This window comes from Mycolicibacterium obuense (genome assembly GCF_055397605.1).
Genome location: NZ_AP043663.1, coordinates 1,479,932 through 1,501,115, shown reverse-complemented (window position 1 = coordinate 1,501,115; position 21,184 = coordinate 1,479,932). Strand labels below are relative to the sequence as shown.

Annotated in this window: 22 protein-coding genes; 11 read left to right on the top strand and 11 right to left on the bottom strand. The window is 63.9% G+C overall.

Annotated elements, in window-relative coordinates; translation table 11 throughout:
* Positions 1-9: 9 nt before the first annotated feature.
* The 4 genes from ACZ50N_RS07225 to ACZ50N_RS07210 all read left to right on the top strand — a co-directional run bounded on the left by ACZ50N_RS07225 (position 10) and on the right by ACZ50N_RS07210 (position 3,534).
* Positions 10-1,479 carry an LCP family protein gene (locus ACZ50N_RS07225; RefSeq protein WP_464468687.1) on the top strand — a complete coding sequence of 490 codons (1,470 nt, stop codon included), beginning with the start codon at positions 10-12 and terminating at the stop codon, positions 1,477-1,479.
* A complete protein-coding gene (locus tag ACZ50N_RS07220) occupies positions 1,479-2,189 on the top strand; it encodes a TIGR03089 family protein (RefSeq protein WP_464475602.1) in 711 nt (236 codons plus the stop codon). Before ACZ50N_RS07225 ends, ACZ50N_RS07220 begins: the two co-directional genes overlap by 1 nt.
* Positions 2,190-2,390: 201 nt before the next feature.
* Positions 2,391-2,717 carry a hypothetical protein gene (locus tag ACZ50N_RS07215; RefSeq protein WP_464475020.1) on the top strand — a complete coding sequence of 109 codons (327 nt, stop codon included), beginning with the start codon at positions 2,391-2,393 and terminating at the stop codon, positions 2,715-2,717.
* Positions 2,718-2,760: 43 nt separating this feature from the next.
* Positions 2,761-3,534 (top strand): biotin--[acetyl-CoA-carboxylase] ligase, encoded by a 774-nt coding sequence (locus ACZ50N_RS07210; protein WP_464475019.1) that lies wholly within the window; start codon positions 2,761-2,763, stop codon positions 3,532-3,534.
* A gap of 79 nt (positions 3,535-3,613) precedes the next feature.
* On the opposite strand, the gene ACZ50N_RS07205 is transcribed toward ACZ50N_RS07210, so the two are convergent.
* Positions 3,614-4,783 carry an acyl-CoA dehydrogenase gene (locus tag ACZ50N_RS07205; RefSeq protein WP_048422261.1) on the bottom strand — a complete coding sequence of 390 codons (1,170 nt, stop codon included), beginning with the start codon at positions 4,781-4,783 and terminating at the stop codon, positions 3,614-3,616.
* Positions 4,784-4,917: 134 nt separating this feature from the next.
* Between ACZ50N_RS07205 and ACZ50N_RS07200 the strand changes: the two genes are divergently transcribed.
* Positions 4,918-5,109, top strand: coding sequence for a hypothetical protein (locus tag ACZ50N_RS07200; protein WP_073682699.1), 192 nt, complete (start codon positions 4,918-4,920; stop codon positions 5,107-5,109).
* Between the two features lie 268 nt (positions 5,110-5,377).
* Here the strand turns inward: ACZ50N_RS07200 and purE are convergent, their stop codons facing one another.
* Entirely contained in the window at positions 5,378-5,878 is a 501-nt protein-coding gene (gene purE / locus ACZ50N_RS07195; RefSeq protein ID WP_464475018.1) for a 5-(carboxyamino)imidazole ribonucleotide mutase, read from the bottom strand.
* On the bottom strand, positions 5,875-7,074 hold the full coding sequence (locus tag ACZ50N_RS07190) for a 5-(carboxyamino)imidazole ribonucleotide synthase (RefSeq protein ID WP_073682701.1): 1,200 nt from the start codon (positions 7,072-7,074) through the stop codon (positions 5,875-5,877). The genes purE and ACZ50N_RS07190 overlap by 4 nt, the downstream gene beginning before the upstream one ends.
* Positions 7,075-7,159: 85 nt before the next feature.
* On the opposite strand from ACZ50N_RS07190, the gene ACZ50N_RS07185 reads away from it, so the two are divergent.
* Positions 7,160-7,771 (top strand): GtrA family protein, encoded by a 612-nt coding sequence (locus tag ACZ50N_RS07185; RefSeq protein WP_046362518.1) that lies wholly within the window; start codon positions 7,160-7,162, stop codon positions 7,769-7,771.
* Here ACZ50N_RS07185 and ACZ50N_RS07180 read toward each other — a convergent pair.
* From ACZ50N_RS07180 to ACZ50N_RS07165, 4 genes are all read right to left on the bottom strand, one after another.
* Positions 7,768-9,162, bottom strand: coding sequence for an FAD-dependent oxidoreductase (locus ACZ50N_RS07180; protein WP_464475601.1), 1,395 nt, complete (start codon positions 9,160-9,162; stop codon positions 7,768-7,770). The two genes, ACZ50N_RS07185 and ACZ50N_RS07180, sit on opposite strands and share 4 nt — an antisense overlap.
* Positions 9,159-9,812 (bottom strand): undecaprenyl diphosphate synthase family protein, encoded by a 654-nt coding sequence (locus tag ACZ50N_RS07175; RefSeq protein WP_464475017.1) that lies wholly within the window; start codon positions 9,810-9,812, stop codon positions 9,159-9,161. Before ACZ50N_RS07175 ends, ACZ50N_RS07180 begins: the two co-directional genes overlap by 4 nt.
* Before the next feature lie 78 nt (positions 9,813-9,890).
* Positions 9,891-11,426, bottom strand: a complete 1,536-nt coding sequence (locus ACZ50N_RS07170; RefSeq protein WP_464475016.1) for a sugar transferase — start codon at positions 11,424-11,426, stop codon at positions 9,891-9,893.
* A gap of 140 nt (positions 11,427-11,566) precedes the next feature.
* Positions 11,567-12,286: a GAF domain-containing protein gene (locus ACZ50N_RS07165; RefSeq protein ID WP_464475015.1), complete on the bottom strand. Its 720-nt coding sequence runs from the start codon at positions 12,284-12,286 to the stop codon at positions 11,567-11,569.
* 75 nt (positions 12,287-12,361) lie between these two features.
* Here ACZ50N_RS07165 and ACZ50N_RS07160 point away from each other — a divergent pair, with 75 nt between their 5' ends.
* Both ACZ50N_RS07160 and ACZ50N_RS07155 read left to right on the top strand, forming a co-directional pair.
* Positions 12,362-12,730 (top strand): chromosome condensation protein CrcB, encoded by a 369-nt coding sequence (locus tag ACZ50N_RS07160; RefSeq protein WP_464475014.1) that lies wholly within the window; start codon positions 12,362-12,364, stop codon positions 12,728-12,730.
* Positions 12,727-13,098, top strand: a complete 372-nt coding sequence (locus ACZ50N_RS07155) for a hypothetical protein (RefSeq protein ID WP_464475013.1) — start codon at positions 12,727-12,729, stop codon at positions 13,096-13,098. Before ACZ50N_RS07160 ends, ACZ50N_RS07155 begins: the two co-directional genes overlap by 4 nt.
* Here the strand turns inward: ACZ50N_RS07155 and ACZ50N_RS07150 are convergent.
* The 4 genes from ACZ50N_RS07150 to ACZ50N_RS07135 all read right to left on the bottom strand — a co-directional run bounded on the left by ACZ50N_RS07150 (position 13,091) and on the right by ACZ50N_RS07135 (position 16,842).
* A complete protein-coding gene (locus ACZ50N_RS07150; protein WP_464475012.1) occupies positions 13,091-13,684 on the bottom strand; it encodes a YdcF family protein in 594 nt (197 codons plus the stop codon). The two genes, ACZ50N_RS07155 and ACZ50N_RS07150, sit on opposite strands and share 8 nt — an antisense overlap.
* A 40-nt stretch (positions 13,685-13,724) precedes the next feature.
* Entirely contained in the window at positions 13,725-14,243 is a 519-nt protein-coding gene (locus tag ACZ50N_RS07145; protein WP_073682709.1) for a PH domain-containing protein, read from the bottom strand.
* 385 nt (positions 14,244-14,628) lie between these two features.
* Positions 14,629-16,125, bottom strand: coding sequence for a sugar transferase (locus ACZ50N_RS07140; RefSeq protein WP_464475011.1), 1,497 nt, complete (start codon positions 16,123-16,125; stop codon positions 14,629-14,631).
* A gap of 189 nt (positions 16,126-16,314) precedes the next feature.
* Positions 16,315-16,842 carry an arsenate reductase/protein-tyrosine-phosphatase family protein gene (locus ACZ50N_RS07135; RefSeq protein WP_464475600.1) on the bottom strand — a complete coding sequence of 176 codons (528 nt, stop codon included), beginning with the start codon at positions 16,840-16,842 and terminating at the stop codon, positions 16,315-16,317.
* 791 nt (positions 16,843-17,633) lie between these two features.
* On the opposite strand from ACZ50N_RS07135, the gene ACZ50N_RS07130 reads away from it, so the two are divergent.
* The 3 genes from ACZ50N_RS07130 to ACZ50N_RS07120 all read left to right on the top strand — a co-directional run bounded on the left by ACZ50N_RS07130 (position 17,634) and on the right by ACZ50N_RS07120 (position 21,162).
* A complete protein-coding gene (locus tag ACZ50N_RS07130; RefSeq protein ID WP_464475010.1) occupies positions 17,634-18,962 on the top strand; it encodes a UDP-glucose dehydrogenase family protein in 1,329 nt (442 codons plus the stop codon).
* A gap of 170 nt (positions 18,963-19,132) precedes the next feature.
* Positions 19,133-20,008, top strand: a complete 876-nt coding sequence (locus ACZ50N_RS07125) for a WecB/TagA/CpsF family glycosyltransferase (protein WP_464475009.1) — start codon at positions 19,133-19,135, stop codon at positions 20,006-20,008.
* Between the two features lie 335 nt (positions 20,009-20,343).
* On the top strand, positions 20,344-21,162 hold the full coding sequence (locus ACZ50N_RS07120; protein ID WP_464475008.1) for an FkbM family methyltransferase: 819 nt from the start codon (positions 20,344-20,346) through the stop codon (positions 21,160-21,162).
* Positions 21,163-21,184: the final 22 nt, after the last annotated feature.

Below are 21,184 nucleotides of genomic sequence, written 5' to 3'. Positions count from 1 at the left end.
CCTGGGCGAATGCCTGCAGCTCAGATGACCCGTGTCATCTCCGTCATCGTGACGTTGGTGATCGTCGTCGGCACCGGCGTCGCATGGGGCAAGATCCGGTCTTTCGAGTCGGGCATCAACCACGTCAGCCCCGATGCGCTCGGCCAGGGCGGCCAGGACGGGGCGATCGACATCCTGCTGGTCGGTATGGACAGCCGCACGGATGCGCACGGCAATCCGCTCAGCGCCGAGGAGCTGGCCACGCTGCGCGCCGGTGACGACGTCTCCACCAACACCGACACCATCATCTTGATCCGCATCCCGAACAACGGACGGTCGGCGACGGCGATCTCGATTCCCCGCGACTCCTACGTCGAGGCGCCCGGCATTGGGAAGATGAAGATCAACGGCGTCTACGGCTCGGTGCATCTGGAGAAGATGAAGCAGCTCGTCGAGCAGGAGGGCGAGGACCCCGCGGTCGCCGAGAAAGAGGCCACCGAGGCGGGCCGCGAGGAGCTGATCAAGACGGTCGCGAACCTCACCGGGGTGACGGTCGACCATTACGCCGAGGTGGGCCTGCTGGGCTTCGCGCTGATCACCGACGCCTTGGGCGGGGTGGATGTCTGCCTCAAAGATGCTGTCTACGAACCCCTTTCGGGCGCGGACTTCCCCGCGGGCTGGCAGAAGCTGAGCGGCCCCCAGGCGCTGAGCTTCGTGCGGCAGCGCCATGACCTGCCGCGCGGGGATCTGGACCGTGTCACCCGCCAGCAGGCGTTCATGGCGTCGCTGGCGCACGCGGTGATCTCGAGCAAGACGCTGTCGAGCCCTGCCACGCTGAACCGGCTCGAGGACGCGGTGCAGCGTTCGGTGGTGATCTCCGACGGCTGGAGCATCATGGATTTCGCCGATCAGCTGAGCAAGCTCTCGGGCGGCAACATCGCGTTCGCGACGATTCCGATCGTCGAAGAGGCCGGCTGGAGTGACGACGGTATGCAGTCGGTGGTGCGGGTGAATCCCCCCGAGGTCAAGGCGTGGGTGGACAGCCTGCTGCATGACCAGGAAGAGGGAAAGACCGAGCAGCTGGCCTACAGCAATGAGAAGACCACGGTCGACGTGGTCAACGACAGCGATGTCAATGGCTTGGCCGCTGCGGTCTCGACGGTGTTGACGGGTAAGGGCTTCGCCGCGGGCAACGTCGGCAACAACGAGGGCGCCAAGGTCACCAACAGCCAGGTTCAGGCCGCCTCTCAGGACGATCAGGGCGCGCAGGAGGTGGCCAAGGAGCTGGGTGGGCTGCCGATCGTCGAAGACGCGTCAGTCCCCCAGGACGCGGTGCGGGTGGTGTTGTCGGCCGACTACACGGGCCCCGGTTCGGGTCTGGACGGCACGGATGTGACGCTGTCCGCGCCGGTGACCAACGCGTCGGGCGGTGGCGAGGCACTGCCGGCGGCGTCTCCGATCATCACGGCGGGGTCGAACGACCCGCAGTGCGTCAACTGATGGCGCTCAACCTCTCCTCGGCGATTCTCGATCCGCTGCTGGCCCGCAACCCGGCGGGGCCGCGCATCACCTACTACGACGATGCGACCGGCGAGCGCATCGAGTGCTCGACGGTGACGTTGGCGAACTGGGCGGCCAAGACCGCCAACCTGTTGCGCGACGAGATGGGGGCCGGTCCGGGCAGCCGGGTGGCGGTGTTGCTCCCCGCGCATTGGCAGACGGCGGCGGTGCTGTTAGGGATCTGGTGGATCGGGGCCGAGGCGGTCATCGGTGACGAGAGCGCGGATCTCGCTCTCTGCGCCGAGGGTCGGCTCGATGAAGCCGACGCCGCGGTCAGCGGTGGCGAGGTCGCGGTGCTGTCGCTGGATCCGTTCGGTCGGCCCGCGGCGAATCTGCCTGTGGGAGTGACGGATTACGCCACGGCCGTGCGGGTGCACGGAGATCAGATCGTCGCCGAACGCAACGCTGGTCCAGCCTTGGATGGCCGTTCGGGTGACGACGTGCTCGCCGCAGCGCTCGCAGCTGCCGACACGCAGGGCCTGGGCGCCGACGATCGCGTGTTGTCGAGCGCGCCGTGGGATACCGCCGACGACGTGATCGCCCACCTGCTCGCGCCGTACGCGGTGGGGGCGTCGCTGGTGTACGTCGCACATCCCGACGCGGCCGCGCTCGATCGCCGGCGGGCAACGGAGAAAGTCACGCGCGGCTGACGCTGCTGTAGCTTTTGGGTCACGAACCCGTCGTTCTGGCGAAGTCGGACGCCACCCTTGTCGAATGTGACGCCCAACCCGACATAATTGACACAATGGTTACCGTGACCTTAATGTTTCCGTAACCACACGCTGTTCACAGGTTGATCGCGCACACTGATCGACGACAGACAGCCGCAGACCTGGCAAAGGACAGCGCAGATGGACACGACCATCACCGCACTTGCAGTCCTCTTCGCGCTCACGCTCTGGCACCTGCACAACCGCCGGCACGCCGGCTGGCTGGCCAGCCCCGAAGGCCGATTCTTCGTGTTCTGCGGGTACGCGCTGGTCGCCATCGCCGCGTATTGGCTCGAGGCCGCACCGACCACCAGCACGTGGGAGTGGGCGTTCGGGAATCTGTGGGGGCTCGCCGCGATGGTCGCGTTCGTGATCGGCTTCGGGCATCTCAACCGCGCCACCGCCGAGCACGCCTGGGCCGCGCAGCAGGTCGAAGCCATCGAGCATTCGGACGCCGCAGCGAAGTAGTTCGATACGCCGAGCGAAACGGCGCGTCCTCTAGGGTCGTCGTGTGCCTTCTGCTCTGAATTCCGATGTCCTGCGCTCCGCACTCGACGGCACCGTGTGGCGCCACGTCGACGTCGTGGAGGACACAGGGTCGACGAATGCCGATCTGGTCGCCCGCGCCGCAAGCGGTGAGGACATCGCCGGGGCGGTGCTGCTCGCCGAGCACCAGTCCGCGGGCCGCGGCCGGCACGGGCGCCGGTGGTCCGCTCCCCCGCGCACGCAGATCTCGGTGTCCGTCGGCGTCGACACGACGGGTGTCGCGCCGGATCGTTGGGGGTGGTTGCCGCTCTTGACGGGCCTCTCCGTCGCGCAGACCGTGCAGTCTCTCGGCGTCGACGCGACGGTGAAGTGGCCCAATGACGTTCTCGTGGGCAGCGGAAAGCTGGCCGGCATCCTCGCCGAGGTGGCGGCTCCCGTCGTCGTCGTCGGCGTCGGGCTCAACGTCGGCTTCGACGCGAGCGACCTGCCTGACCCGAATGCCGTGTCGCTGACGATGCTCGGCCACGACGTGGACCGCACCGAGCTCGCGGCCGCGCTTCTGCGCACTCTCAGTGAGCGGGTCGAGCAGTGGCGTGCGGCAGATGCGACGCTCGCGGCCGACTATCGCGCGATCAGCTCGACGATCGGCACGCGGGTGCGTGCCCTGCTGCCGGGCGATGACGAGCTCGTCGGCACAGCGACCGCTGTCGACGACGGCGGCCGGCTGGTCATCGACAGCGACGGAACGCCGGTGACTGTGTCGGCGGGCGATATCACCCACCTGCGCCCGGCCGACTGAGCGCCGCTGCGCGAGAGTGCCTCAGTGGTAGCTCCCGACGCTTCGGGACTACCGCGAGAGCACTCTCGCGGCAACACGATTACTTCAGCAGCGCCCGACTCATCACAACGCGCTGAATCTGATTGGTGCCTTCGTAGATCTGGGTGATCTTGGCGTCCCGCATCATGCGCTCGACCGGGAAGTCGACGGTGTAACCGGCCCCGCCGAACAGCTGCACGGCATCGGTGGTCACCTCCATCGCGACGTCCGAGGCCAGGCACTTCGACGCCGCGGAGATGAACCCGAGGTTGCCTTCGCCACGCTCGGCCCGAGCGGCGGCGCTGTACACCATCAGCCGGGCTGCCTCGACCTTCATCGCCATGTCGGCGAGCATGAACTGGACGGCCTGGAAGTCCGAGATGCTCTTGCCGAACTGCTTGCGGTCCTTGGTGTATTCGATCGCCGCATCGAGTGCGCCCTGGGCGATACCCACGGCTTGCGCACCGATGGTCGGGCGGGTGTGGTCCAGCGTCGCGAGCGCGGTCTTGAAGCCGGTGCCCGGCTCGCCGATGATCCGGTCGCCGGGGATACGGCAGTTCTCGAAGTACAGCTCGGTGGTCGGCGAGCCCTTGATGCCGAGCTTGCGCTCCTTGGGTCCGATCGAGAAGCCCTCGTCGTCGATGTGGACCATGAACGCCGAGATGCCATTGGCGCCCTTGTCGGGGTCGGTGACGGCCATGACGGTGTACCAGGCGGATTTGCCGCCGTTGGTGATCCAGCACTTGGCGCCGTTGAGAATCCAGTCGTCGCCGTCGGCTTTGGCGCGGGTCCGCATGGCGGCCGCATCGCTGCCCGCTTCCCGCTCGGACAGCGCGTAGGAGGCCATCGCCTCGCCGGAGGCGAGTGAGGGCAGCACCTTCTTCTTCAGCTCGTCGGACCCTCGGAGGATCAGACCCATCGTGCCGAGCTTGTTGACGGCCGGGATCAGCGAGGCCGATGCGTCGACGCGGGCCACCTCTTCGATGACGATGCACGCGGCCACCGAATCAGCGCCCTGCCCGTCGTATTCCTCGGGCACGTGCACGGCGTTGAAGCCGTTGGCCACCAGCGCGTCGAGCGCTTCCTGAGGGAACCGAGCGTTTTCGTCGACGTCCGCCGCGTGCGGCGCGATCTCTTTCTCCGCCAGTGCGCGGATCGCCTGGCGCAGCTCTTGGTGCTCCTCCGGCAACTGGAAAAGATCGAACGAGGGATTTCCGCCCCAACCAGCCATCATCATCTCCTTGCTACTCGCCGGTAACTTTACCGTGCTCGCGCCTCGGCGCGAAGTCCGCATGCCCGCGCTCTCAGCCGAACCTCAGCACTAGACGTGGTTAATTCACAAGTTGCCTGGCTACCCTCCGAAACATGCACGTCTACATCGATGGTTCGGCATTCCGGCGCACCGCCCACTGCGAGTGCGGCTGGAGCGGCTCCCGCCACGTTCTGCGCGCTTCCGCGGTCGTTGATGCGGGCATGCACGCGGCACAGACGGGCCACATCCAGGTTGCCGCGCCCGTGCAGAGCGGCGAGCCTGTCGTCGTGCTCCGCGCCTCCTGATCGGACGGTTCGATCCCATGGTGTGACGAAGATCACACCTTTCCTCGCTACACCCAAAATCGGGGTAAAGCGTTGCGCCACGACGAGTTTGCTAAGCAAAACAATGCTTATCGAACTAACGCGTCCGTCAGCAAACGCCCGATGTTCCCACTGGCACCTCTGACCACTCGTTTACGCTGTAGCCAACGCTTCCGGCGATAAACTCGCGCTTAGCCCGCATCACACCTCTGCGCGCAACAAATTCCGGCCGCCGCCAGGGCAGACGCGCCTACTCCCCCAGTAGCTTTCGCCGCAGCGCCTCGTCTTTTTCGAGCACCATCTGCTCGAGCCCGGCCTGGAACGCCGACATCCGCTGCTGCAGGGCGGGATCGGACGCGCCGAGGATGCGCACGGCCAGCAGCCCGGCATTGCGCGCGCCACCGATCGACACCGTCGCGACCGGCACGCCGGCGGGCATCTGCACGATCGACAGCAGAGAGTCCATGCCGTCGAGCCGGGCCAGCGGGACGGGCACCCCGATCACCGGCAGCGGCGTCGCCGAGGCGACCATGCCCGGCAGGTGTGCCGCGCCGCCGGCCCCGGCGATGATCACCTCGATACCGCGCCCGGCGGCTTCCTGGGCGTAGGTGAGCATCCGCGCGGGCGTGCGGTGCGCGGAGACCACGCCGACCTCGAAGGGCACCTCGAATTCCGCGAGCGCGTCGGCTGCGTCCGACATCACCGGCCAATCACTGTCGCTGCCCATGATCAAGCCCACCCGAGGTGTCATGCGTGAGGGTCCCATCCGTCGGTCCATTCGGCGTGCGAGAGCCAGTGTGCCGCCCGCTCTGCGCGCTCGCGCAGGGACTCCCAGTCGTCGCCGACGATGTTGACGTGCCCGATCTTGCGGCCGGGCCGCTCCTCCTTGCCGTAGAGGTGCACCTTGGCGTCGGGGATCCGCGCGCACAGGTGGTGGATGCGTTCGTCCATCGACATGTCGGGGAGAACTGCAGCCCCGATCACGTTGCCCATCACGGTGTACGGCGTCAGAGGCGAGGTGTCGCCGAGCGGGTAGTCGAGCACCGCCCGGATGTGCTGCTCGAACTGGGAGGTCCGGGAACCGTCCATGGTCCAGTGCCCGGAGTTGTGCGGGCGCATCGCGAGCTCGTTGACCAGCAGCGAGCCGTCCTCAGTTTCGAACAACTCGACGGCCATCACCCCGACCACCCCGAGCTCGGATGCCAGGCCCAGCGCCAATTCCGTTGCCGCAGTGCCCAAGTCGCCAAGGGACGGCGCCGGCGCGATCACCGTCACGCAGATGCCGTCTTCCTGCACGGTCTCCACCACCGGCCATGCCGCGCCCTGCCCGAACGGGGAGCGAGCCACCAGGGCCGCCAGTTCGCGGCGCATCGCCACCTTCTCCTCGACCATCACCGGCACGCCGTCGGCGAGGTAACGGCCGACGATCTCGCGGGCCTCGTCGGGCGAGTCGGCCATGATGACGCCGCGGCCGTCGTAGCCGCCGCGCACGGTCTTGATCACCACCGGCCCGCCAATCTCGATCGCGAACGCCTCGGCCTGACCGGTGGAGGTCACCTCGGAGAACCGCGGCACGGGCGCGCCGAGCGCGGCCAGCCGGCGTCGCATCACCAGCTTGTCCTGGGCGTGCACCAGCGCCTCGGGCGGCGGGTAGACGGCCACACCGTCGGCGACGAGCTTCTCCAGCAGTTCGGTGGGCACGTGCTCGTGGTCGAAGGTGAGCGCGGTCGCGCCGTCGGCGACGCGGCGCAGCGCGTCGTAGTCGGTGTGGTGGCCGAGGACGACGTCGGGTGTCACCTGCGCGGCGGACTCGTCGGCGCGGACCGCGAGCACGCGCAGGGTCTGACCTAGGGCGATAGCCGCCTGATGTGTCATGCGGGCGAGCTGGCCGCCGCCGACCATGGCGACGACGGGACGAGAAGTTGCGGTTCGTGGCACGGCGTCTATCGTGTCATGACGTGGGCCACAGGGTTGACCTGCGGTTACTCGGCGCTTGGGTGTTTGACGGGAAGGTTACGTAGACTCGCACCTTGTGTCCTTTGCCGATGCGACGATCAAGCGTCTCCCTGGGCCGCTCCGTCCCTACGCCGAGCGGCACCACGAGCTGATCAAGTTCGCCATCGTCGGTGCGACGACTTTCGTCATCGACTCCGCGATCTTCTTCACGCTCAAGTTGACCGTTCTGGAGCCCAAGCCGGTGACGGCGAAGATCATCGCCGGCATCGTCGCGGTGATCGCCTCCTACATCCTCAATCGTGAGTGGAGCTTCCGCGACCGCGGTGGCCGCGAGAAGCATCACGAGGCTCTGCTGTTCTTCGGGGTCAGCGGCGTGGGTGTGGTGCTGAGCATGGCTCCGCTGTGGTTCTCGAGCTACGTGCTGATGCTGCGTGTGCCGATGGTCTCGCTGTTCACCGAGAACATCGCGGATTTCGTGTCGGCCTACATCATCGGCAACCTGCTGCAGATGGCCTTCCGCTTCTGGGCGTTCCGCCGGTTCGTCTTCCCCGATGAGTTCGGGCGGAATCCGGAGAAGGCCTTGGAGTCGACGCTGACCGGCGGCGGGATCGCGGAGTCGCTCGAAGACGAGTACGAGCTGCGGCACCCGCGCACGAACGCCGCGAAGCGGTCGTCGAAGGCCCCTTAGCGGCGCAGACCCTGCTCGTGGTAGCTCAGCTCGGTGTTGACCTGCCACGGGTCGACGTTCTCCCCGAAGCTCTTGCCGACGCTGCGGATCGCGCTGAGCATCGCGTGGTCCTGGTTGTCGTAGTGGTGCATGCCGTTGCGTCCGATCGGATGCAGCGACGGGTAGTGCTCGCGTAGGTAGTCGCGGATGCGCACGACGCTGCGGTCGCGGATCGGGTCGTGGATCGGATAGGCGAATTTCATCCGAGAAATCATGACTTTCTCGACCTCCGATTTGGCGAAGCCGAGCTGGTGCAGATCGTGTTCCACGATGGCGCTGAGGCTGTGCGCGTCGGCCAGCCACAGGTCCTGGTCGGGCAGCAGGAAGTACTCGAATCCGAGGAACGTGCCGTTCCAGCCTTTGGGGACGAGGTGTTGAGACCACCGACGATAGTTCTGGATTCGGCCGGCATGAAAGTTCGCCCCCGGGGTGTACACCCAGTTGTAGGGGATGTCGTAGTTCTTGCTCAGTGCCACCGCGACGGTGATCAGGGAGCGGTGCCGCAGGTTGTCGGCGACGGATTGGATGTATTTCGGCGGGGCCGGCCGCAGCGCGTTGACCAGTGTCCGCAGCGGCATGCTCGCGAACACGGCATCGCCGGTGTGGACGTCGCCGCGCTCGGTCGTCAGCGTCCACATGCCGTTCTTGTAGTTGGCGCGGGTCACCATCGCGTTCGTTTCGATGGTCGCCCCGGCGGCACGGAGCTTGTCCGCCGCGGCATCCCACACCTGTCCGGGCCCGTGGCGGGGGTAGCGGAAGACATCCTGGTCGGCGAGCTTCGCGTCGGAGGACAACCGCCAGCCGATCGGTTTGATCCGCTGGTTGGCCCAGTCGCTGGCGATGTTCTCGGGGTCGGCGAGCCAGGTCTTGCGCACGTAGCCGTCGAAGAACAGCTCATACCAGCGACGGCCGAACTCCGTGCGGCCCCACTCCTTGAAGTTGGACTGCCGCGGCTCGATGCGGGTCTGGCGCCGGAGCCTCGCCCAGGCGAAGCTGCCGGCGCCGTACACGCCGTCCCGGAGTCCGAGTTGGCGGACCAGGTCTCGCCCCATCAGCGGATAACGGACGAAGCGACTGTGCACCAGCATGGCCGAACTGCGGGGCACCACCAGCCACTGATCTTCCGGTAGCAGGGAACGCCAGATCTCCGAGACTTCCTCGCTGCGGGTGAAGAAGCGGTGTCCGCCGGGGTCCACCCGAAAGTCGCCGTCGCCTTCGGTGCGGGCCAGACCACCGACGCCGCTGGAGGATTCGAGGATCGTCGGCGTGACGCCCCTTCTGACGAGTTCCAGTCCGGCGGACAGGCCTGCCGGCCCGGCGCCGATGATCAGCGGTCGTCTCGTCATGGTCAGCGCCCCCGCAGTTGCGGGACGCCACGGTAGCGGGCGATGAGCTCGTCGATGTCGTCCATCGTGAGGTCGTTCAGCGGTGTGGTGAGGAAGTACAGCTGCGCGTATTGGCTTTGCAGCGGCAGGAATCCGCTGAGCAGGGGTTCGGCCGTGGTGCGGATGACGAGGTCGACGTCGCCGATCTCGAGCGCCGAGGTGATGTCGCTTCCGTTCTGCTCGGCGCGCTGCTGGGCGTCGCGCAGTTCGTCGTACGCGTCGTAGGCGGCGAGCATGTTGATGCGGAACTCGGTGCCGGTCATGGCCACTTCGAGGCCGGCGGCGGCTGCAACATAGTTGTCCGGCAACGCTTTTCGATCTCCGTGCAGTCGCAGGCTACACGTCGTGGCGTCGAACGCGGCGGGGATCAGGGTGGTCAGGAACTGCAGCGACGCCTGGTACACCGCATCGAGTTCTTCGTCGGTGCGTCCGAGGTTGGCGCGGCTGAGGTTGTAGACGGTGACGGTGCGGACGCCGTGGCCCCGCAGGTTCTGCAGGATGTCGACGACCTTGTGCGCCCCCTGCCGATACGCATCGGCCAGCGTGGCGTCGTGAGCCTTGGCCCAACGGCGCAACCCATCAGGTATCAGCCCGACGTGGTCCGGCCCGTGTTGCACGCCTCCCCCAACCCCTCGACGTTCCCCCAGCAAAGCGTAATACGAAACGCCGCGTTGCGAATCCGAACGAGGGATTCACTATTCGGCACTCTTCAGCACAGCGAGCACAGTCAGTGCCAGGATCTTCACGTCGAGCAGAATCGACCAGTTCTCGATGTAGAAGTTGTCGAATTCGGCTCGGTCGGCGATCGAGGTCTGCCCCCGCAAACCGTGCACTTGCGCCCAGCCTGTCATGCCGGCTTTGACGCGGTGCCGATCACCGTAGCGGCGAATCTGCATCTCGAACAGTTCGACGAATTCGGGGCGCTCGGGGCGCGGGCCCACGAGGCTCATCTCCCCCTTGACCACGTTGAGCAATTGCGGCAGTTCGTCCATCGAGGTCTTGCGCATCAGCTTGCCGATCCAGGTGCGCCGGTCCTCACCTTCGACACCGCCGGGCGCCGCCCCGTCCTTGACGGTGAAGGCTGCGGCCTGCGGATCGGGGGGCCGCATGCTGCGGAACTTCAGGCACTGGAACACCTTGCCGTCGCGGCCGATTCGGTCCTGCCCGAAGAAGATCGGGCCGGGTGAACTCAACCGCACCAGCAGCATGAGGGTCAGGAACAGCGGCGAGATCAGCACGAGACCGATTGCGGCACAGGACCGGTCGATGGCGTGCTTGAGCGCGAACTGGAACCCGGTCGGGTCGGCGTGGGAGAGCGTCATCAGCGGGATGCCGCCCATGTGCTCGATGGTCGCGCCGACGCCGACGACGTCCATCATCCGGGGCACCACTCGCACCGTCATGCCGAGGTGGTGGGCGCGCTGCGCAAGTGTCGCGAGCTTCTCGTCGGCCACCGTGGAGTGCGCAATGATCAATTTCTCTGCTTTGGTCTGCACGACGGCGCGCTCGAGGTTATCGGTGGTGCCCAGGTATGGAATGCCTTCAGCCTCGATGTTGGCCGGTCGTGTGTCGTCGATGATGCCGACCGGGCGCAATCCGTAATCGGGCACTTGAGTCATCCGGGTGATGATCTGGTGGGCGATCGGTCCGGCGCCGACGACGATCGCGGGCTTGCCGAAACGGAACCTGCGGCGCAGGTAGCGCTGCGCCAGGGATCGAGTGAAGCGAACCCCGGGAACCAGGACGGCGGCGTACATCCAGATGTGCACCATGATGTCGCTGGGGCGGATGTACTCGGGAACGACGGTGCCCGGCGCCCACGCCGGCACGGCGTACATGATGATCGCCAGCGCCAGCAGGGCAGCGACGGCGACCGAGGTCTCGACCGGTTCGAACTCGTCGAGGAAGCGATCGCCCAGTTTGCGCTTGTACAGCCGTCGGCCGGCCATCAGTACGACCAGGAACGGGATGAACAGCCACGTGTAGGGCAGGACGCCCAGCGCATCGTTACGGTCGAGCGCCCAGTGCGCGAACATCACCGACCAGAACCCCGCCCACACATCCAGCGTCACGGTCAGCGCAACGTAGCCGCCTTCATTGCGCAGATAGTCGGTGACGCGCTGCCGCAGGGACGGCGTGGCAAGCGCGAAGGGCGCAGTGGCGGCGCGCAGATGCGGGGTAGTCGCACGCAAGCTCGGCGCGTCTACCGATCGCGTCGTATCCAACTGCATGAGTGGCCCCCCGGAAACACTTCTCGGAGCCAACTCTAGGTGTGCTGGGTGTTGCTCGCAGTCATATCGCCATCAGCGAGTGGCAATTTGCCGAGCAGCGACGGTGCGCGCCGGTAGCCGGGATAGCTGACCAGCGGGGACTAGCGGGCTTGGCTGTTGCCCGGCCCGAAGATGCGTTCGGCGGCGATACCGGCGAGATCGCTCAGCACCTGCACGTGCCCGGTGCCCCACAGGCGCGGCTTGTCGTCGTAGACGCACAGCGTGCCGATGGAATTGCCGTCATGGTCGGTCAACGGGATGCCGAGGTAGGCCACGACGGTGCCGTCCTGGACCGCGGGGTGGTGCTGGAACACCGGGTCGAGGCGGGCGTCTTCGAGCACCAGGGCTTCGCCGTTAGCTACCGCATATTGGCAGAGCGAGCGATCGAGTGGCGTCTGCCTTTCCTCCGGCTTATCGAGATCCTTGCCGGTGGCACTTTTGAAGAATTGCCGGTCCACATCGACCAACGACACCATTGCGTGCGGTGCGTCCAGCGCGTCTGCCGCCGCTCGGGTGATGCGGTCGTACAACTCGTCGGGCGGCGAGTCCAACAGCCCGGTGGCGTACAGGGCGCGCAGCCGGTCGGGGTCGGCGATCACGGTGGACACGCTGGGCATGTCGGTGCCGGCGAACACCCCGGAGTCGGACAGATGCTCCATCAGGCTAGCGACGGCGGCACTCTCGGCCAGCCGTCGGTCGGCCACCATCTTCGACGCCACCGCGCGAGCGACATACGTGTTCACGTCTTCACCGGCGTCGCGCGCGCACTGCTCGAGCTCGCGGTTGAGCCACTCGTCAAAACGCTTCAGAGAGCCGGTCACGATACAACGGTATCTGACATCCGCGTCAGTGGTTGCCGAAGCACTTGAACGCATCGGTGACGCTAGCCTTGGCGGGTGCCGGCTCGACATCGTGATGCGCGCACCCCCACCGTCGCGTTCGTGATCGGTGGGACCGCGGGAGCGCTCCTGCGGTATGCGGTGGCGACCGCATGGCCGCAGCCGAAGCAACTGTGGGTCTCGACGACGGTGACAGCGGCGGTCGCATTCGCGGTGGCCGGCTTCATCGTCGCGAGCGGAGCCATGTCGACGGTGCGGGCGGCGTTGTTCGGATTGTGCGCCAGCGCAGCGAGTCTCAGCGCGTGGTCGGTGTTGACCATCAGTCAGCCGCCCAAGCTGTCGATCGCGTTCCTGATCGGCGTACCGGCCGCCGCACTCGCGGGCCTGCTGTGCGGGCTGTTGGCGGCGCGGGTGGCGGCGCGATGACGTGGGTGCTGGTCGCGCTCGGCGGCGCGGTGGGGTCGACGATCGGGGCGCTGCTGCTGCGCCGGCCGTCGTCGGCGCGGTTGGTGACGGCGACGGCCGTGGTGTGCGGTCTCGCGGGAATGATGTCAGCACAGCATGTTTCGCCACGGGTGACGGCTGTGATTGGGTACGGGGTGCTGGGGTCGGCGGCGAGCATGGTGGCTTTCGCGCTGGCAGCCCCGATGTGGGTGGGTGGGGACGTGCCGGTGCGCAGCACGGTGTCGGCCGCCAGGAAGGTGGGGATGTACTGCGCGGTCGGGGTGACGTTCGCGTTGTTGGGTTATCTCGCGGTGCGGGGCGGGGCGACGCTGTATCGGAAACTCACGTAGCCGAATCGCAGGAGCCCTGGACTTCCGCTTTGACGAAGCCGCCGTACTGATACAGGAATGTGTACTGCCACTGCGCCACCGAGAATCGGTAGGTGCGGGGTACGTCGCGCATGATCACGCTGCGGTCGGGCGCCCCGAAGCACACGTCGAAGATCCGGCGGGCGCGGGGCAGGTGGTAGCGCCAACTGATCACGATCACCGAACGCCAGCCGCGCTGCTCGGCGAGGGCGCGGGTCATCAGCGCCTCTCCGCGGGTGGTGCTCGGTACGGGCGGCCGACAGATGACCTCGATGTCGGCCTGGCGCCGGCAGTAGCGCTTCATCACCGGGTCGCGGGGTCCGTAGGGGTCGGACATCAGCACGGTGGGCGCATAGCCCTGCCCGGCGAGCTTGAGCCCGTAGGCTTCACGGCCGTCGTGCTCACCGCCGAGGACGACGATGGCGTCGACCGTGGCGAGCGGGTCGGGGCGGGCGTGGGCGAAGAACAGGGTGCCGGTGGCGCCGTTGAGGAAGAGCACTGCGATCAGGGCGTAGACAGCGGCGGGTAGCGGCCCGGCTCGCACGCCGGAGCGTCGCTTCTCCCCCATGCGGTGAACGGTATTGCAGAGATGGGCGGCGCGCAGCGCCTCAGCTCGGGGACTCCTCGGTGCCGAGCGTGTCGAACACCTCGTGGTAGAGCAGGGAATGCACGCGTTCGACCTGCGGGATGTCCTGGAACTCCAACGGATCTTGCGAGGCGGATTCGATGATCAGCGTGCCGGTGCGCAGGATGCGGTCGAGCAGGCCGTGCCGGAACTCGACGCTGTTGATGCGGGCCAGCGGGATGTCAATGCCCGAGCGGGTGATCAGGCCGTGGCGGTACATGACGCGACGGTCGGTGATGACGAAGTGGGTGGTCCACCAGTTCAGGAAAGGCCACACCGAGAGCCAGCCGATCAAGATGAGCCAGACGGCGGTGATGACGAGAAAGACGATCCTCTTGGCGCTGGGCTCCCAGGTAAGAGTATTGACGTAGCCGGAAATGAACGCGGCCGCAGCACTCGCCAGGATGAGCACGAGCGCCGGCACGAGGAGACGCCCCCAGTGCGGATGGCGATGCAGGACGACCTGTTCGTCTCTGGCCAGCACGTTCTCGGGATAACCCACGGGAGGACTGTACTCAGTGATGTCGGTGGGTGCCGGTCAATCCGGTGCCACTCGAGCCCTGCGACACGCTACTCAGGAAATTCTCAGTATTTGCCCGAAGCAACTACCCTGCGGCGTATGTTGACCCTAATGCTTACGGAAATCTGTCGTTGCGGGCATGAAGGTTCGGCCCATGAACACTATCGGGCTGGGACGGATTGTTCGCTCTGCGAGTGTCCGCGTTACCAGTTGCGCGCCAACAGAAGTCGCTCATGGCTGGACAGCCTGTTGGCACGGTGGTTCGACCGCTGATGTGCAGCCACGTGGACGCTCAATGGGCTAAATCATCTCCGGCGGCGGACCCCGGGGTTATGCACGGCAGCCGGCGTTGCTGGCCAGCCGGCAATCAGTAAGCGCCGGAATGGCCGAGCATCGCCTTGACGGTCTTGAACGCGATGATCAGGTCGGAGATCATCGACCAGTTCTCGACGTAGAAGAGGTCGAGACGGACGGAGTCCTCCCAGGAGAGGTCTGATCGACCGCTGACCTGCCAGAGGCCCGTGATACCGGGGCGAACGAGCAGGCGGCGCTTGGCGTAATCGTCGTACGACTTGACCTCTTTGGCCAACGGGGGCCGAGGGCCAACGACGCTCATGTCCCGCTTGAGAACGTTGATGAACTGAGGCAGCTCGTCGATGCTGTATTTGCGCAAGATGCGGCCGACTCGCGTGACTCGTGGATCATCACGGATCTTGAAGAGCACGCCGCCTTCGCTCTCATTCATAGCGGCGAGTTTGTCGACCATCTTGTCCGCGTCGACAATCATCGTGCGGAACTTGATCATCTCGAAGGGGTGTCCGTCGAGACCAATGCGCTCCTGGCGATAGAAGACCGGTCCCCTGCTGGTGAGCTTGACGGCCAAGCCGACAACGAGAAGGACTGGCAGGCCGAAAAGCAGCACAGAGCCCGAGAACAGAACGTCAAACAGTCGCTTCTGGAAGCGCTTGGCGCCGTGGTATTGCGGCTTCTCCACGTGGATAAGTGGGAGGCCTGCGACGGGTCGCATCTGCAGGCGGGGGCCGGCGATATCGACGACACCGGGTGCAACGAGCAGGTCGATCTCGAGCTTCTCGAGTTCCCAGGACAGGTCGCGGATACCGCGCCCATCGAGGCGCTCAGTAGCAGTAACGGCGACGGCGTGGCTGTTTGTCGCGGTGACCGCCCCGACGACGTTGCTTTCGTCGCCGAAGGTGGGGATCGCGCCGACGCCCGGAACATCGATCTTTTTCCGCGGCAACGGGCCGGGGATGCATGCGCCCACAACTTCGTACTCTGAGCGGGATTCGCGATGGAGCGAGGTCGTGAGGTCGCGAACTGCCGACGGACTACCAACCACGAGCACTCGGGTAATGCAGCGGCCGTACTTCTGTCGAACCCTGACGACAATCTGTCGGGCGACCCACCGCAGGAGGGTGAGGACAATGATGCCGACCGGTAGCGCGATCATCAGGTAGCCACGCGCGATCTCAAGCTTGAACAGCATCGAGATGATCGCAACGCCACCAAACACCGCGAGGGTGGCCAGCAAAACCCGGCGGTACTCCTCTGCGCCGGACCCGATAACCCGGGTTGAGCGCGAGTGATTGATGGCCAGCGCCGCGATCCAGACCGCTGCGATGACTCCAGACACCAACGCGTAATCAAGATTCTTGAACGTCGATGTCGATACATCCCCAGTGAGCGCACCAAAGCGCAACCACTGCGCAAGTCCGACCGCCCCGAAGACACCTAGTACATCGACAAAGAAGAGCCGGCGAGCATACCCCCGCTGCCAGGCCGGCACCTTCGTCGGTATCGGGACGATATTTGCTGCGACATCTAGCCGATCATTAACTGCTGTCATGCTTCCCCCCGCATGTTACCCCCTGTGCGCTGGAACTTTATCCTAAGCGTCAATCGTTTCTCAACACGAACAGCGAGTTCGCTCACGAAGTTTACCTGGCGCGGCAGGGTTCATATGGCGTTTACACCGACGACGATCTACGTCGCAAGCACAACGGCCGAGGCTTCGTGTCAGTCCGATTGGTCGCTCTCACAACGCCTGAGAACGTTGCAACAGCGCTAACACGGGACGCAGCAGATCGGCGATCTGGGCGCCCACCCTCTCGAAGACGTCTGCATTTTGGCCTATCGGATCGTCGACTTCAGCGAGGGCCGCGGCCCCAGTCATAAACCGCATCTCCGATAAGTCTTCCACCCTGGCGCAATCATTTGCAGAGGCCAGCCAGGCCGCTTCCGCGAGCGAGAATGTCCGGCGCAGCAGTCGCGGGGCACGCTCGAGGACATCGTCACGCTGTGCAATTGTCATGGTCAGAACCAGGTCTGCGTTGGCACCAATTGCCGGAGTGAACTGACGCGCCGCGAAGTTGGACGCGTCCCCACCAAGACTCTCCAGCACGAGCGCAGCAGTCGGGTGCATTGGATGACCCACGACGGCTCTGAGCCCCGCACTGGAGGCCGAAACGCCGTCAATTTTCCGTTCAATCGCGCCGGCACAAACAAGGCGCTCAGCGGTCGGCGACCGGCATACATTCCCAGTGCAAACGAACAAGATGTTCAGCATGGCTCCCCCAATCGCGCTCGCCCAGAATAGCTCGCCGCGACTTTGATTTCCCACGCTGCAAGTTCGAGTTCGGAACGAGGGATCGCTTCGTAAAACAAAGCACCGCTCCGTTTGCCCCACCTGCAACCTCCGCCAACTCCGCCCTGGCCCATACGAGGTCGACCGCCGCGAGCTAGTCCGGATAATATGCGCGCGGGCATCGAGGAGGAGCCCTAACGGCAAACGCGCTCGAAGCGCTGGTTTCGATCCATGGCGGCACCCACTTATCGGATGCGACTCCACCGTCACCGCCGCAAAAGGGTGGATCGTGGGCTGGTCGCAGACGTAGGACACCCAGGCTCCGGCGCTATGCGGCGAATCGCAGATGCGAATACATTTCCGGGCTCCACCTATCAAATCGCACCGACAGCAAGTTCACCTCAATCTGCTGCTGTCAACGGCCCGCAAGGATTGACGCGGACCCATCGACCGAGGCCATCGATGTCAGCTAAAGGAACACATCGACCGACACAATCGAAACTCAGCAAATTCGAGTGTCCGTGCAACTCGGCTCCTCCGCGCTTTGAACCACCGATAATGACGCCGGATCACAGCCTCGCATTAGATGAAATGCGCGCAAGGCCGAACGGACACTCATTTTCTTAGCGACGTCCGCCGACCCAGTTCACTCCCCAGCCACAACCCCCGAAAGCGAGCGCGACTCCCCTCGCGTTGTTGCACGGTGTCCAACGGCGGCCGTTAGGCTAGCGGGCTACTATGCGCGCAGACGAAATGTGGAGGGGCTAGGGGTGGGTCGGCGAATCGCTGTCTTCGGTACGGGTTACTTGGGCGCTACGCACGCCGCGTGCATGGCTGAGTTGGGTCACGAGGTGCTCGGCGTAGACGTCGATGAAGCAAAACTCGCCAAACTAGCCGCGGGCGAGTTGCCTTTTTATGAACCGGGTTTGCCAGCAGTGCTCCGCCGGAACCTAAATTCAGGCAGCCTCAGGTTCACAACGTCCTACGAAGAGGCCGCTGATTTCGCAAACGTCCACTTCATTGCGGTAGGGACACCACAAAAGCATGGGGAACTCGCGGCCGATTTGCGTTACGTCGATGCAGTCATAGAATCTCTGGCCCCCCTGCTAACGAGACCCGCTGCGATTTTGGGAAAATCAACAGTTCCAGCAGGTACCGCCGCCCGCCTAGCAGCCCGCATGCGCAGTCTCGCACCTGCGTCCGAACAGGTTGAACTCGCGTGGAATCCGGAATTCCTGCGAGAAGGCTTCGCTGTCGCCGATACTCTTCATCCAGACCGAATTGTACTGGGGCTGGAGAGCGGACGCGGAGCCTACGCCGAGGCCGCTGCCCGCGAAGTATACGCGACACAGCTAACCGCAGATACTCCCTTTCTTGTTACAGATTTAGCAACGGCTGAACTGGTCAAGACGGCGGCCAACGCCTTCTTGGCGACAAAAATCTCGTTCATAAACTCGATCGCGGAGGTATGCGAAGCCACGGGGGCCGATGTGTCGATGCTTGCGGATGCGATCGGTCACGACGCACGGATTGGGCGCCGCTTCCTCAACGCCGGAATTGGTTTTGGAGGCGGCTGCCTGCCTAAAGACATACGTGCCTTCATCGCGATGGCAGGCGAACTAGGCGCCGGACAAGCATTTTCGCTTTTGCGGGAAGTCGACGGTATAAATATGCGCCGACGAAACAAGATGGTGGACCTCGCACGAGAGGCCGCTGGCGGATCCTTCATTGGCACTCGGATCGGAGTGCTCGGGGCCGCCTTCAAGCCTGATTCTGACGATGTGCGCGATTCGCCGGCACTCAACATTGCCGGGCAAATTCAGCTGCAGGGAGCCGCAGTAACGGTATATGACCCGCAGGCCATGGACAACGCTCGGCAGTTGTTCCCGACTCTCCAGTACGCGCAAGACGTACCGACAGCTTGCACTGGAGTTGATGTGGTGTTAATTCTAACCGAGTGGCAACAATTCGTCGGGTTAGACCCTGGTGAACTAGGAACGCTGGTTCGCAGCCGCTCGGTAATCGACGGCCGAAATTGCCTTGATCCTCGAGCATGGCGCGAGGCCGGATGGAAGTATCGCGGAATCGGGCGGCCGTGAAAGCCCACGCTGACGTTCGCAGGCTCCGCCTTTTGCGACAGGCAGTTGAAAGTCCTTGACCCGTCAGCCGTGCATGAGGGGGACGAAGGCGCGAATCAGTTGACGCTAAGAGACACGGCACCGGGTCGCGCGCAGCCAGCTTGCTGACCACTCAGACGGAGAGGGGCGGAATGAACGACGTCGGCGATGACGAGCATCAGTGTCACCCACCGTTGAGGTGCGAACGCATCGTCCTGAAGCACTTGGACATCACGGTCACACCGCTCACCGCACCTGATGTGGCCCGTGTAATCACCGAATCTCAAGGTATGAGCTTTCTGCTTAACCACAACATGCATAGCGCCTACCTGCATCAAACCGACACGAGGTTTGCTGAACTATACCGACACGCCGATTGGGTTGTAATTGACGGAGCACCAATACTTTGGCTTGCCTCGCGTTCATCCCATTCGAGGCTCCCTGCAAAATACCGGATTGGCTCGACCGACTGGATAGACGCTCTACGAACGATCCACAGCGCGCGTAGATTGTATCTATTTGGCGCGACGGAAGAATCGAATGCGCGTGCTGTCGAGACCCTTCGCTGCATGCTTCCGAATTGGACGATCGACGGCGTGAACGGTTTCATTAGTCATACGAGTGCCGTCACAAAGATCAGAGATTTTGGCCCAGATATAGTATTGGTCGGTCTTGGAATGCCGAGGCAAGAGCATTTCCTGCTGTCTAACATGGACCAATTGCCGGCGGCCACCTACGCGACAGTCGGCGGCGCCATTGATTACATCGCAGGAACGTCACGCCTCTCCCCTAGATGGCTCGGGCGAATCGGCTTGGAATGGCTATGGAGGTTGGGAACTCAGCCTAAGCGGCTAGCACATAGGTACTTGGTCGAACCGTTCAAGCTCCTCGCACTAGTAGCGAAGCAAAGAACCCGCCGCAACTGGCGAAAAGTCGTGGAGGTCCAACCTACCGACTCGGGTCTCGAGCCCCGGCCGACCTTGAATACGCTGCCGAACCAAAACAACATCGATTCACGACTCGAATAGCGCCATAGCTAATCGCGATAGCTAATATTGGAGCCCCTGACATGACGCGCTCCGCTGTTGCGTACAAGCGCAAACGCGGCCAATGCCTGCTCGTAGATGCCCGATGACACAAAGACCGCAGAGGTAGAGGGTGATCCGACAGAGCGATGGACGCATCAAGACGAACGCTCCCCGACCGAATCTTGTAGTCCTCAGCGCCCACGGCGAGATTGGACTATCGTGCCGTATGCGCCCAACTGAGATGTTCACTTCTTTCCATCTCGCCATCGCGCAACGGAAGACCTTGCGATTCGACGGTTCTTTCGATCAAGAACGGACGCAAACAAGGGGGGGAAGTGGAAAATATTCCGGCGCGACAAGCGGGTCTAATTTTTGATGTAGGTGTCCACACTGGTGAGGACACTGCCTTTTATCTGAAGAAGGGCTTCAACGTTGTAGGGGTCGAGGCCAATCCAGACCTCTGCAGAGATCTAAGGAGGACTTTCGCGAAGGAAATATCCGACGGTCGGTTTCGTCTAGTACAAGCTGCGGTCGCCGAGAAAGCGGGTTCTGGAATATTCTACCGTTTCGAGAAGTCAGTATTCGGAACAATATCACCTGATTGGGCTGCGCGAAATACGAATATGGGCGTCGATTTTGATGAAATTGAGGTCCATTTCGTGACGCCAATTGAACTATATCAAACTTACGGCGTACCGTACTTTATAAAGATTGATATCGAGGGAGCCGACATGCTTTGCATCGAGGCCTTGGCCAGTACAGCGAAACCAGAGTACATATCAGTGGAAGCCGAAAAGCACGATTTCTCGAAATTCGAAAGAGAAGTCAGATTTATTGCGTCGCTCGGATACTCTGAATTTCAGCTCGTGCAGCAACAGACGGTCCCATTTCAAAAAATTCCAGTTCCCCCCCGAGAAGGAATCGAAGTGAAGCACAGATTTTCCTTCGGCGCCTCCGGCCTATTTGGCAAAGATTTGCCGGAGCAACAATGGATTAGTCTAGATGCTGTATTGCGCAAATATCGTCGTATAGTAAGAAAGCATCATGTCTTCGGCGACTTCGGCCTCGGGCGTAAGTGGCTGCCGCGACAGATGTTGCGAGCGTCCGGACTGTACCCAGGTTGGCATGACCTTCACGCACGGATACCGGACTGAAGCAACGGGACATACAGATTGA

Coding starts and splice junctions, on each gene's coding strand:
- ACZ50N_RS07205 (WP_048422261.1), bottom strand. CDS start 4,783: ATGGCTGGTTGGGGCGGAAATCCCTCGTTCGATCTTTTCCAGTTGCCG.
- purE (WP_464475018.1), bottom strand. CDS start 5,878: ATGACACCTCGGGTGGGCTTGATCATGGGCAGCGACAGTGATTGGCCG.
- ACZ50N_RS07170 (WP_464475016.1), bottom strand. CDS start 11,426: ATGCAGTTGGATACGACGCGATCGGTAGACGCGCCGAGCTTGCGTGCG.
- ACZ50N_RS07225 (WP_464468687.1), top strand. CDS start 10: ATGCCTGCAGCTCAGATGACCCGTGTCATCTCCGTCATCGTGACGTTG.
- ACZ50N_RS07150 (WP_464475012.1), bottom strand. CDS start 13,684: ATGGGGGAGAAGCGACGCTCCGGCGTGCGAGCCGGGCCGCTACCCGCC.
- ACZ50N_RS07220 (WP_464475602.1), top strand. CDS start 1,479: ATGGCGCTCAACCTCTCCTCGGCGATTCTCGATCCGCTGCTGGCCCGC.
- ACZ50N_RS07155 (WP_464475013.1), top strand. CDS start 12,727: ATGACGTGGGTGCTGGTCGCGCTCGGCGGCGCGGTGGGGTCGACGATC.
- ACZ50N_RS07200 (WP_073682699.1), top strand. CDS start 4,918: ATGCACGTCTACATCGATGGTTCGGCATTCCGGCGCACCGCCCACTGC.
- ACZ50N_RS07125 (WP_464475009.1), top strand. CDS start 19,133: ATGAACGACGTCGGCGATGACGAGCATCAGTGTCACCCACCGTTGAGG.
- ACZ50N_RS07215 (WP_464475020.1), top strand. CDS start 2,391: ATGGACACGACCATCACCGCACTTGCAGTCCTCTTCGCGCTCACGCTC.
- ACZ50N_RS07140 (WP_464475011.1), bottom strand. CDS start 16,125: ATGACAGCAGTTAATGATCGGCTAGATGTCGCAGCAAATATCGTCCCG.